This is a genomic window from Cupriavidus basilensis, from assembly GCF_029335485.1.
Lineage (GTDB): Bacteria > Pseudomonadota > Gammaproteobacteria > Burkholderiales > Burkholderiaceae > Cupriavidus > Cupriavidus basilensis_E.
In genome coordinates, this window is the sequence record NZ_JARJLM010000180.1 from 1 (window position 1) to 12,316 (window position 12,316).

Consider the following 12,316-nt stretch of genomic DNA (forward strand, 5'->3'; position numbering starts at 1 on the left):
CCCCTCAGAAACCGAACCCTTAGAAATAGAACGAATACCGCAAGGGGTTGCTTTTGTCGTAGGAACAGGTTTTAAACCTAACCTTATACGTAGCGTGACCGGCCCTCAAAAGCGCCCCCCTTAGAGAAGACAGACAACCCAGAAGGGGGTAGCTGTTTTCTGCGGGACAGGTTTTAAAACGCGAATCCTTATACGTAGCCGGGAGAGCGTGATAGGCTTGAAACCTCAATCACAACAGCTAGCACCGGGGTGTAGCACACCGCGCGGATTCGCTCCCTGTTGACGAAACAGCACCCTTCAAAATCAAGCACATACCTATCCCGGCTCTGGTTTTAAGGTGTATCCCTGATTCGCCACCAGTATTAAGAAGGGCCTAGCGCAAGCTAGGCCCTTTTTCTTTTGGCAACTGTCAACGGACAGTCAACCGCCACGGCGCCAAGCCCGTGCGCGCCCGCGACGCCGCGCAGGCAATCGGCCGCCTCCTCAATCCCCCTTGAACCCCGAAGCCTTGATCACCGGCGTCCAGCGCGCGGCAAGGGCGTTCGCATACCGCGCAACCTCATCCGGCGCACCGCCGGAAAGCAGGTCATAGCCGGTGCGCCCCAGCTTCTCGCGAACGTCCGGCATGGCGAGGATCTTGCGCACGGCGTCTCCCCACTGCGCGGCCACGTCGGGCGCGGTGCCCGCGCGCGCGTACAGCAGGTAGCGCGACGCGGTCACCAGGTCTGGGAATCCGGATTCCGCAAACGTGGGCACGTTGGGCAGCGCGTCGGCGCGCTTGTCGCCGGCCACCGCCAGCACGCGGAGCTTGCCGGCGCGATGGTATTCCACGAAGGTGGTGGTGGCGTCCATGCCGGCAGCAATCTGGTTGCCCATCAGGTCCGTGACCAGGGGGCCACCCCCGCGATAGGGCACCAGGGTGCTGCCGGCGTGGGACTGGGCGACGAATTCCACCGCCAGGAAGTGGAGCAGCGTGCCGACCGTGCTGATGCCGATCGAATGCTCGGCGGGCCGGGCCTTGGCCGCCTGGACAAAATCGGCGAGCGTCTTGATCGGCGAGCTTGCATTGACCGCCAGGCCGAACTGCACGCCGGCCACGTCGGTGATCGCCTTGAAATCGGTGACGGGATTGAAGCGCATGTTGTTGTAGATCAGCGGGCCGATGAACATCGGATCCACTGGCGCCAGCAGCACGGTATTGCCGTCGGCGGGCGCGTTCTTCAGGACTTCCGCCGCCACGCGGGTGCCCGCGCCCGGACGGTTGTCGACGATGACGGTGCGGCCCATCGCGTCCTTGAGCTTCTCCGCCAGCAGGCGTCCCATGAAATCGGCCGGCCCGCCCGCGGGGAACGGCACGATGATGCGGGACACGGTCTGGCCCCAGGCCGCGCGCGAGAGCACGCTGCCGGTACACAGGACGGCGGCGGCGCCGGCCAGCAAGGACCGGCGCGAGAGGCGCACGGCATCGAGAGGGTGGTGGTCGTTCATGCGTTGCTCCTGGTTTGTCTGCGGGGGATTACAGGGCGGTGAATGGGGTGAAGCGCGCTGCGTCTTCGATGACCTGGCCGGCTTGCAGCAGCAGGTCTTCCCTGAAGCGCCACGCCATCAGTTGCACGCCGACGGGGATGCCACCGGCCATGCCTGTGGGTACCGAGAGGCCCGGCATGCCGAGCATGGCCGTGGCGAGCAGCGGGCTCTGGGCGTCGAGCAGCGCATGCATCTGTTCCAGCGAGCCGAGGTCGGCGTCTTGCGCGCACGGGCGCTGCCACGACACCGGCATCAGCACCAGCGGGTAGCCGTGCAGGAAGACCGACCAGTTGCGCGCCAGTGCCTGGCGCCGCGCCAGCGCATCGAGGAAATCGTCGCGGCTGGTTTGCGCCATGCCGTCGATCATGTTGCGCTGGCTGCGGCGCATGGCTTCGTCGCCGTGGTGTTCCACGCCCGCGATGATGTTGCGGCGGCTGTCGTCCGTGATCAGCGTGCGCCAGAGCGCCGCGGCTTCGAGGAAGTCGGGCAAGGCGGCTTCTTCCACGGCGTAGCCGGCCTGCTGCAGCCATTGCGCCGCGCTGTCCAGCGCCTGGCCGACCGCCGGGTCGATGGGGATGCCCGGGCAATGCTTGAACAGCGCCACGCGGATCGGGCCCGCCGGCGGCGGCAGTTCCAATGGCGCCGGGACCCAGGCGGGATCGCGCGGGTCGGGGCGCGCCATGGCGTGATAGCCGAGCCGCAGGTCGGCCATGCTGCGCGCCATGGCGCCCTGCACCGACATCAGTTGCGGCGTGATGCCGCGCTCGGCGCTGGCGCTGGGGTTGTACGCGGGCACGCGGCCTATCGTCGGCCGCAAGCCGGGTACGCCGCAGGCATAGGCCGGATAGCGGATGGAGCCGCCGATGTCGTTGCCGTGCGCCAGCGCGCCCATGCCGCAAGCCACCGCGGCAGCAGCGCCGCCGCTGGAGCCGCCGGGCGTGATATCCGCATCCCAGGGGTTGAGCGTGCGGCCGTGCAGGCCGTTGTCCGTGAACCAGCGCGACGAGTAGGTGGCGGTGTTGCTGCGGCCGACGATGATGGCGCCGGCATTGCGCCAGTGCGCCACCACGGGCGCATCTTCGCGCGCGATGTTGTCCTTCAGCGGGATCACGCCGTTGGTGGTGGCGTGCCCTGCCTGGTCCACGTTGATCTTGATGGTGACCGGCACGCCGTGCAGCGGGCCGAGTGGCGCGCCGCTCATAACCTGCTGGTCAGCCGCATCGGCGCTGGCCAGCGCCTGCTCGGCCAGCACCTCGGCCAGCGCGTTGATGCGCGGGTTGAGCTGCGCGATGCGTGCAAGCACGCTGGCGGTAGCCTCGCGGCAAGAGATGTCGCGGCTGCGCACGGCGGCGGCGATGTCGACGGCGCTCCAGCGCCACAGCGTTTCGGGGGTGTTCACGTGGGACTCCAGGATGTCGGGCAAAAGGGATCCCGCCCCCCATGCATGGTGGGAGTTCGGAGAGGCGGACGGTGGGTGCCGGCGGGCCGTGCCCGCGCGGCGGCGGGTTAGTCGCTCGGGTTCATCAGCAGGCTTCCCCGGTCGACGCGTGATTCGGCCTCGAGGGCGAGGGCTTCGGCGTGCTCCATATGCGCGTGCATGAGCGCGCGGGCGCGATCGGCATCGCGGGCGCGGAATGCGTCCATCAGGTCCGAGTGGCTGTGGAGGATTTCATCGTCGAAGCGGTCGAAGCTTTGCTGCGCATTGCGCACCACGATCACGCGCCGGATGATGTCGTTGAGCAGGCGGCAGAACAGCGCCAGCATGGGACTGCTGCACGCATCGGTCAGCCGGTCGTGAAACAGCAGGTCCGCTTCGCGCCGCTCGTTCCAGTCCGCGCTGCCGCCGTGCGCCGGATGGCTCAGGCCGATCAGGGCATCGAGCTCAGCCAGGTCGGCGTCGGTCAGGCGCGGCGTGACGTTGGCCGCCAGTTCCGGCTCCACCGCGCGGCGCAGGGCGTACAGCGTGGCGATATCGACCGGCTGGAAGTACAGGAAGTTGGAGACGGCCTCCAGGCAGCGGTCGTACGAGGGCTGCGCCAGCGTGGCGCCGCCGTTGGGCCCGGTGCTGACGGTCACCAGGCCTTGCACCTGCAAGGCGGCCAGCGCCTCGCGCACGGTCCCCCGCGCCACGCCCATCTGCTCGATGAGGGCCGCCTCCTGTGGCAGCTTGTCCCCCACCTTCTGCTGCGTCTGGACGATCCAGCGCTTGATGTCGGCGACCACCTGGTCGGAGCGCTTGACGCGCCGCGTGCCCGAGATCCTGGGCTTGGCTTCCTTGGACATCGCTGACAGCCTATTTATGATCATAATTATCAGAATTATGATCGGCTGGATGGTTCTTCCAATACGGGTATTCCCTGCGCTGGCATTCCCCGCAGCGTGGCCCGGCGCCGGCAGGGCGCCCTCGCCGCAGATTGCGGCGGCGAGTTCTACAATCAGGGGCACGGCTATCATCTGCTTGATAGGCAATTGACGGCGAGCAAGCACCGTGAGATCACCGGCGCGGCAACGGTGCGGTACGCGCTATCGGCGCTGGGAGCGGATGACATCGACCACTATGGCCGGCCCCTGTCCACGCAACTGGCCGGGGCGTTTCACAGCACTGCGCCAGCGCTTGGCAGCGGGTTGCCATCGGCGCCTGGAAGGGCATCCGCTGGCCGGAAGCCGATCGCTGCGTGATGCTGCCCGGCAGTTGGATGCAGCGCCGCGCGCGGTTGGCTCAACGAATCTCACTGTTGAGCACCGATTCCAGCCGCTGACACAGATTCTCTATGCTCCAGCGTCGCCGGTATAGCCAGGCGACAGCGGCCTCGGTTGGAATTCTTCAGGACCAAGCGCCGCACGTGCTTTCAGCGGGAGCATCAAGGTCATGGGATGCATTGGCGATGCTCGAAAACCGTAATGCTCATAGAACTGCTTTGCGCGCGCATTCAACGCATGGACGAGCAACGCTCGAACACCGACATTCTCGGCAACAGATTGCACACGGGTTACCGCATCCTGGAGCAAGGCTGCGCCGAGCTTGTTGCCTCGGGCGCGAGCATCGACAGCGAGCCTTGCAAGCACCATCACCGGCACCGGATCGGGCATGTTGCGCCGGACTGTGCTGGGGGCCTCCCGGTGCGTGACGGCGCCCGCTGCCAAAGCGTAATACCCAAACACGCACTGGTCGGGATCGACCACGACGAAGGTGCGGCTGGCCCCGTTTAGATGGTTGGTCAATGCACGCCGCTTTAGCCAATCGTCCAGCGATGGTTCGCCGCAATGGAACCCATCGAGTCGATGCGTCGCGGCACGCGACCGTGATGCTGACAGCTGCATGCTCACACCTTGCCCGTGCTCCACGGAGCCTTAATGGCCATCAGGCGTTCAAGGCCAGGATTGGCGTCTTGTGGCGAGTCGAGCAACGCAGTGAACTGCCGGAACCGGCTCTCGTCCAGGCTGAAAAAGACCTGACCCAGCAGAATAGCCCTTGCGCGCTCGCACGCAGCTTCCAGCATGAAATCCGAGCGATTCTTTCCCAGCAGACTAGCGGCGTGGTCGATCAGGTCGCGCTGCTCGGGCAGCGCACGTAAGTTGATGGCGGCGTCACGCATGGGCTTCCCCTTTGATGTGATGACAATAGATACACATGGCAGGATGACGTATAGCGATTGTCAACACACGATGATGGCGAGCGATTCTGGCCATGGCAGAATTGCGACGGAATACTCACCCCGCGGAGGACCTTGCCAGTGCACGTGCGGTGCTTGCCGCGATCGACGGCGGCAACTACAGCTTCGTCATCCATACCCAGGGCGCCGCGGCTGCGAGCGCCGCGGAAATTGCGGCAAGAAACAGAGGATCCACGCTTCGGAACGGCGAAGTGTCTCGACCGTACCCGGAAGCGTAAAAGCGCCGTGCAAAGAATGGACGGCGGCCCTGCTTCCATCAATAGAAATAGCGCGTGTCGGCCGCTTCCGGGCTCTTGGCGTACAGCTTGTGCAGCAAGGTGAAGGCGCTGCGCGAGGTGGGCGTATGGCGCTCGCCATAGCGCGACTGCCTCACCAGGCGCGCCAGCACCGTGGCGCCTTCCGGCAGCCGCGGGTTGGCGCTGATGTAGGGCAGGATCTGCCGGCCCATCCATTCGGTCGTGCTCAGGTCCTGGTAGCGCTTGAGCTGCGCGGCGGCGTCGCGCGCCGCGGCCGCATCGTGGAAGGCCGGTGGCACTTGGGACAGCGGCTTGAAGCCGGCCTTGCCATCGGTGAACATCGCCTGCGAATAGTAGCTGCGCTGCATCCACTCGGCGCGGCCAAGTCCGGGCACTTCCTTGAGCAGCATCATGCGCGCCAGCAAGTAGCGCTGCTCGGCGGGGTCGGCTGCCTGCACGGCAGCCTGCAGGTTCCTGCTGTCGCTCTCGGCCTGCCAGGCGCGCAGGGCCTCGGCGGCCACGGCGGCCTGGCCGGTCATGGCGGCGCGCTGCCAGGCTTCGCTGAGCAGCCGCACCTTGAGGCCGCGCGCCAGCGGCGGCGATGCTGCCACCGAGGCCGCAGGCGTGGGCGGGACAGCCGCCGTCGCCCCCGCCTCCCCTCCCGTCCCCAGCCGCAGCAGTTCCACGGCAGTGAACTGGCTGTACAGCCAATCCTGCGTGTCCTGGTCGAGGAGCCCCTTGTCGCTGCCCTTGGGCAGATCTTCGGTGAAACCTCGGCTGCCATAGTAGGCGTCGAATCCAAGCGGCGTGCGCGGGAAATTCTGCGCCACGCCGTCCAGCGATAATGCCGCGCGCATCGCCAGCGAGCCGAACAGCTGGCGCGTGCCAAGCCCCTCTTCCGGCAGCAGTGGCGCGGCGCGGGTCAGTTCGGCGCGCGCCTCGTCATAACGTAGCGCCATCAGCGCCAGGCGCGCGCGATGCCAGGCAAAGTGCAGGTAGAGCGGGCTCGATTGCGGCAGCGCGCGGCTGTCCTTGACCAACTGCGCGGTGTGCGGCTGGCCAGGCTGTGCGACCATCACGGCGCTGGCCAGCCACGGCAAGGCGCGGGTACGCTGCCAGCGCTCGAATACCAGCTGCTGGCTGCGCGCGATGCGCTCGGGTTCGGCGAAGATGCTGTCGGTGCTAAGGGTGCCGGTGAGATAAAGCCAGTCGTCGGCGTAGCCGGCGGCCGGCATCAGCGCCCACAGCCAGCGGATATCCGACGACCATTGCTGCAGCGAAGCCGGTGGCTGGCGGCCGTCCATGGCCTGCCAGCGGCGCTGCCAGACCTCGCCGGGGACCACGCGCGACTCGATCATGTCGATCATGTCGGCCGCTGCCGCACGCACCGCCGGGTCGCGCGCCTTGGACGCCAGCGTGTGCAGGCGCACCGCCATCGGATGCCCGGACCAGTCCCCGCCGAGCGTGTCGCGTGCCCGCGCGGTGTCGACCAACAGCTGGCGCCGCCAGTTGCGCGCCACCAGGTAGCTGGCCCACTCATGCCAGGGCGAACCGGCATCGGCAGCGATCTCGGTGAAGGACTTGCCGGCGGCGTCGTAGTCGCCACCATAGAATTGCATCGACGCCAGCTGATAGCGGCGATCGCGCTCCAGCCACTGTGGCGCGCCTGATGCCAGTGCGGGCAAGGCCGGCTGCGCCGCGCCTTTGCCGGCGGAGCAGGTGGCGAATACCGCGTCCTGCCCGGCGATCCACGTGCTGACCCATTGCTGCGCGTCGGCATGGTCGGCGCTGCGCCTGGCCAGCGTGGCGGCCGCGGTTTCGAAGGCCGCGGCGCCACAGTTCGGTGCGTAGGTAAAGTCCATGGTATTGCGCTCGCCGGGCCTAACCTCCACCGATTGCACGACACCGGCTTTCGCGCGCGCCTGCATCCAGGCCTTGATCGCGGCTTGGGTGCGGGTGTAGTCGTCGGCCTGCACCAGCTTGCCGGCCAGCAGGCTGCTGCGGTCCTCGTCGGACAGCGGCGGCAGCCCCAGCATCTGGCGGTAAGCCAGCATCAGGTACGGCGCGGCATAGCCGGGCCACAGCACGCCCAGGTGGCCGTCCATGTATTTCGGCAAGGCGGCCTTCTCCGGCTGGATGCGCGAGGTGGCGACCAGCGTGGACATCTCGCCGCCGCCAGAGGCGCGGGCGCCGCCGCACAACAATGCGGCGGCCAGCGGCAGCAGCGCCAGCAGGCGCAAAGAGTGCGGCCGGCGCTTGGGCCGGGCGGAATGCAGAGGGGAAAAGATGGGCAAGAAAACGGGCATATCGACAAGCTCCAGCATCATTCGGGGCCGCTGTGTCCATCACGGCAGCCAGGCATCGGTCAAGCGGATGGTCCATGGCCGGAACCTCATGGCGGCAACCATTGTCCCAGAACCTCCACATGCTCGCGCCGCCACGATGCCGGCACGAACACATACCAGCGCCGGCGGTCTCCGGCAGCCGGGCGGCCAAGCGCCTGCAGCTCATCCAGCGCAACCCCGGCAGCCGCGCGGCAGGGCGCGGGCAGCGTAGCCGGACCGGCCAGCCTGGCGCGCCAGTGGGCGCGCTCGCCGGCGCCCATGCGGAAAAACATCGGCACCACCTCATCCACCGGCAGGCTGGCCAGCCAGGCCGGATCGCTGCACCACCAGGCCAGCGCCGTTACGGACAGGCGTACGCGCCCTTGCAACTGCTGTTGCAGGCGAGCCAGCAAAGCCCGGTAGAAATCCTTCTGCGAGGCGCGGGCTTCGAAATCGATCTGCACAGCCGGCGTGCCCAGCCGTGCGATGGCCTGCGCCAGCGCGCGGGTCCAGTTGGCGAGCGCCACGTCGTTGAACAGCGCCGCGTGACGGGCCGAGAACGCCTCGATATGCAGCACCGGCAGCAGCGGCGTGCCCGTGGCGACGCGCAGCGGCGCACGCCGCCAGGTGGCACGCAGATTGTCGCCATCGGCATCGAACTGCACGGCGAAGTAGGCGACACCATAGCGCCTGGCATCGCGTGGGGTGCCATCCTGCAGCCAGCGCAGGTCTTCGGCACGGTCCCAGGCCCACAGGTAGACCGGCGCGGCACCAGCCGCCGCACCGCCGTGCGAAGGCATCAGCAGACACGCCGCCAGCCACAAGGCCAGCCAGCGCGGAGGGTCAGCGCGAGCGGCCATCGCCCGCGTCGATATCAGCCAATGGCGTTGACATCCGAATGGGGCGGCATTCAGTCCCACTCGATCCGCAGATCCGCGATGAAGCGCTCGCGACGTTCGAGCGCCTGCAGCGAACTTTTGCCCAGATGGGTGGCCACCAGGTTCAGCAGTCCTTCGCAGAACACCATATACGCGCCCATGCTGTTGCTGAAGAAGCTGCTGTCATGCGGAATAAAGAAGGCGTGGCGCGCCGGGGCGACCAGCGGCGAAGCCCGGGTGTCGGTAATCGCGATCACGGTGAGTCCTGCTTCGGCCGCGGCGATTGCCGCTTCGGCGACACCACGGGTGTAGGGCGAAACGCTGGTAACCACAACCACGTCGCCACGCTGCAGTTGGGCAAGGCCTTCGGCAACCCCCAGGCCCTGTGCATCCAGCAGCCCGACATCGGTGCGGATCATGCCCAGCCCGTAGCTGAGAAAACTGGCCAGGGCACCAAACTGCCGCAGCCCGTGGATCCTCACGCGCCGGGCGCTGGCCAGCAACTTGGCGGCGGCACGCAGGTCCGCTGCCGATAGCTGGGCCAGAAAGGCCTCGACGTTGTCGATCGACTCGCGCGCCAACTGCACCACGGTGTCGATTTCCGGTGCCGCCCCGGGCGCGCGAAGGCCCTGCGCCCGCTCCACCAGCCGCCCCGCCTGCTGGCTATAGAAATGGCGATGCTGCTGGGCCAGGCTGTCGCGGAAGACGCGCTGGAAGTCGACGAAGCCGCCATAGCCCAGCTTCGTCGCGAGCCGCGTTAGCGTCGATGCGTTGACCCCAAGCGACTCCGCGAGGTCGGTGATCTTGCGGACGGCGACTTCCTCCGGCCGCTCGACCAGCTTTGCCAGGACTGCATGGGCTTTCGCGCCCAGGGTGACGCCACCCTCATCGCGGCCAATGCTGACCGCCAGATTGCGCAGCCCTTCGACCGTGCGCGGCGGCGAGCCGTGGGCATCCTCCTCGGCCGCGGATCGATCTGCAGTACGTTTGCGCGTGTCCATGGGTCATCCGAAGCCAGGCGGCGTCATGTGGGATCAATTGAGCCCGCCATTGTAAACACCTTGCCTGGACCTGGGCATCGGGAGTGCACAGTGCGCGAATGCTGCAAGGCTCGGCACCCGCCCCGGCGGGAGGCCGCCTGCGCCGCTCCGGTCGCATCCAGACGTATGACGCATGCCTGCGACAGCGCCACGCCAGGCTGGTGCGCGACGAGCCCGCGACTCAAGGTCAAGGATGCGATTGCACGCGTCCGTTGGAGATCCGGAACCGTGCGGGTTCCTGGCGATCTTCGTAGACCTGCCAATCGATATGGGTGGCGTGAATCAGGATATCGGCCGTCGCCATCGTGTTCTCGTCATCGCTGTCCGCCGGGTCGTTCCGGTAGATCGGAAACTCGGCATCCATGGCATCCGCAAGGATCGCCAGCGGATCCACGGCTCGCCCCTGCGTCCGGGCTTGCGCGAGCATGGCGTCGCCCCGGCTCTGCCGGTGCCGGGAAGACCCGGTGATGATTTGCGGCAGGTCGCGCATGGCAGGGTGAATCGCGTGATTCGCGTGCATCGAGGGCGTTTCGATGTCAAGCACCGAACAGGCTTCGGAACTGAATTCCACGCTGAGAATCCGCTGGCTTTGACAGTGTCCCAGCGTCAGGTGGAAGCCGCCCGCGCGCGGCGCATCCCGCAGCACGGCAAGGGCGTCATTCAGCGTGGGGGCGTCGAGCATCGCGCGTGTCAACACCATGCGGGGAACGCCCGGGGTCACCTGGAGCGCACGCAGGTTGTTGACGGTCATGGCGAGGCCCGCGTCCGTCGCGGCGAAGGCATGGCCGGGCAACGAACCGGGATACACGAACGAAGCGAAGGATGGGCGCCCGGCGATAGCGCATTCCGCGATCGCGCAATGGCCCGCGAATCCGGGGTCGCCATCCTCGTTGTGGCTGATCCGCTGGCACAGATCCCCCGGAAGCTGCACGGTCGTGCAGCCGTCCGGGGCCATCGCCCATAGATCGCCCCGGCAGTTCCAGAGGAACACCTCATCGAGCGGCAGGCGCAGTCCCGCCGCGAGCCCTTCCAGTTCCGACCAGATGCCCGGGAAGCGGTCGCGCACCAGTGCGGCCATCGTGGCGGCCGCCGCGCTGCCCCGCCATTGCATGACGCTGCGCCAGGCCCTGGTGTGCAGCAGGTGGCCATGAACGGCCGCCGCGCCGAAGCGGCCGAGCGCCTGGCCCGCCTCGAAAGGAGAATCGCCAATCTTCAGGTAGGAAAGTGCCGGCATGTTATTCAACGTGTTGAAGGAAGTCACGCAGACGCTGGTTGGGCGGGTTGTCCAGCAACTCGGCCGGGCGCCCGTCTACCGTGATACAGCCGTGTTCCATGAAAATCAGCCGCGTCCCGACCTTGCGCGCGAAAGCCATCTCGTGCGTGACAACCACCATCGTCATGCCCTCCTCCGCCAGCGACTGCATGACGCGCAGCACTTCCTGGCGCAATTCCGGATCGAGCGCGGACGTCGGCTCGTCGAACAACATCAGCCTGGGCCTGACCGCCAGTGCGCGGGCAATCGCCACGCGTTGCTGCTGGCCGCCGGACAGCTCGCCGGGATAATGGCTTGCCCGCTCGGCCAGGCCAACCTTGGCGAGCAGCTCGCGTGCGAGCGCCTGCGCCTCATTCTTCGCCGTGCGACGCACCTGGCGCGGCCCGAAGGCGACGTTATCCAGCGCCGTCATTTGCGGAAAGAGGTTGAATTGCTGGAAGACCATCCCAGCCTCCTGGCGGATCTCGCGAACCTTTCGCGGCCCGCCGAGCACGCTGATGCCGTCGACGCGCAGGTCGCCACCGTCAATCTGCTCCAGTGCATTGATACACCGCAACAGTGTCGACTTCCCGGAGCCCGACGGCCCGATCAAGACAACCACCTCTCCCTGCCGGATGTTCAGATTGACGCCATCCAGGACCACTGTGTTGCCGAACCGCTTGGTAACGCCGGCGAATTCCACCATGCTCATAGTATGCGCATCCTCTTTTCCATCGTACGCAGCGCGAAGGTGATTGTGCCGATCAGGCACAGGTAGATGAACGCCACCGCTGACCAGATCTCGACGGCCCGGAAGTTGGAGGCCATGATCTCCTGGCCCTGGCGCGTGAGTTCGCCCACCCCGATGACGATGAACAGGGACGTGTCCTTCACGCTGACGATGAACTGGTTGCCCAACGCCGGTGTCATTCTCCGGATGGCCACCGGGCCGACAACGAAGGCCAGTACCCGCCACCTGGGCATGCCCAGCGCCAGCCCGGCTTCGCGCAGGCCGCGGGGCACGGACAGCAACGCGCCGCGTACGATCTCCGCGATATAGGCGCCGGCATTGACGATGATGGAAGCCACCGCCGCCGTCATCGCGTCAACCCGCACGCCAAGCAGGACAGGCAGGGCGAAGTAGATGAACATCACCTGCACGACGATTGGCGTGCCGCGCACCAGCTCCACGTAGGCGAAGCCGATCTTTTGCGCAAGGCTGTTGCCGTAGGTCCGCATCAGGCCGAAGCACAGGCCGACCAGCACCCCGCCGGCAAGGCCGGCCACCGCGATGAGCACCGTCAGCCTGGCTCCCTGCAACAGCGCCGGCAGCGCCTCCAGGACGACCGATGGATCGAATTGCATATTCAGGCTCCGGAGTCCGT

Annotated in this window: 11 protein-coding genes; all 11 read right to left on the reverse strand. The window is 66.9% G+C overall.

The window, feature by feature from the left end; all coding sequences use genetic code 11:
- Positions 1-483 precede the first annotated feature (483 nt).
- Positions 484-1,488 carry a Bug family tripartite tricarboxylate transporter substrate binding protein gene (locus P3W85_RS10515; protein WP_276264741.1) on the reverse strand — a complete coding sequence of 335 codons (1,005 nt, stop codon included), beginning with the start codon at positions 1,486-1,488 and terminating at the stop codon, positions 484-486.
- Positions 1,489-1,516: 28 nt separating this feature from the next.
- Entirely contained in the window at positions 1,517-2,926 is a 1,410-nt protein-coding gene (locus P3W85_RS10520; RefSeq protein WP_276264742.1) for an amidase family protein, read from the reverse strand.
- A gap of 107 nt (positions 2,927-3,033) precedes the next feature.
- Complete coding sequence (locus P3W85_RS10525; RefSeq protein ID WP_276264743.1) at positions 3,034-3,810, reverse strand: FadR/GntR family transcriptional regulator; 777 nt, start codon at positions 3,808-3,810, stop codon at positions 3,034-3,036.
- A 486-nt stretch (positions 3,811-4,296) separates the two neighbouring features.
- Positions 4,297-4,854, reverse strand: coding sequence for a GNAT family N-acetyltransferase (locus P3W85_RS10530; RefSeq protein ID WP_346430257.1), 558 nt, complete (start codon positions 4,852-4,854; stop codon positions 4,297-4,299).
- Entirely contained in the window at positions 4,851-5,123 is a 273-nt protein-coding gene (locus tag P3W85_RS10535; protein ID WP_276264745.1) for a DUF1778 domain-containing protein, read from the reverse strand. The genes P3W85_RS10530 and P3W85_RS10535 overlap by 4 nt, the downstream gene beginning before the upstream one ends.
- A gap of 334 nt (positions 5,124-5,457) precedes the next feature.
- Positions 5,458-7,743 (reverse strand): hypothetical protein, encoded by a 2,286-nt coding sequence (locus P3W85_RS10540; RefSeq protein WP_276264746.1) that lies wholly within the window; start codon positions 7,741-7,743, stop codon positions 5,458-5,460.
- Between the two features lie 86 nt (positions 7,744-7,829).
- Positions 7,830-8,621, reverse strand: a complete 792-nt coding sequence (locus P3W85_RS10545) for a hypothetical protein (protein WP_276264747.1) — start codon at positions 8,619-8,621, stop codon at positions 7,830-7,832.
- 50 nt (positions 8,622-8,671) lie between these two features.
- Positions 8,672-9,640, reverse strand: coding sequence for a MurR/RpiR family transcriptional regulator (locus P3W85_RS10550; protein ID WP_276264748.1), 969 nt, complete (start codon positions 9,638-9,640; stop codon positions 8,672-8,674).
- Between the two features lie 226 nt (positions 9,641-9,866).
- The gene (locus tag P3W85_RS10555) at positions 9,867-10,913 is read right to left on the reverse strand and encodes a C45 family autoproteolytic acyltransferase/hydolase (protein ID WP_276264770.1); all 1,047 of its coding nucleotides are present in this window, start codon (positions 10,911-10,913) and stop codon (positions 9,867-9,869) included.
- Between the two features lies 1 nt (position 10,914).
- Positions 10,915-11,643 (reverse strand): glutamine ABC transporter ATP-binding protein GlnQ, encoded by a 729-nt coding sequence (gene glnQ, locus P3W85_RS10560; RefSeq protein WP_276264749.1) that lies wholly within the window; start codon positions 11,641-11,643, stop codon positions 10,915-10,917.
- Positions 11,640-12,296 (reverse strand): glutamine ABC transporter permease GlnP, encoded by a 657-nt coding sequence (gene glnP / locus P3W85_RS10565; RefSeq protein WP_276264750.1) that lies wholly within the window; start codon positions 12,294-12,296, stop codon positions 11,640-11,642. The genes glnQ and glnP overlap by 4 nt, the downstream gene beginning before the upstream one ends.
- Positions 12,297-12,316: the final 20 nt, after the last annotated feature.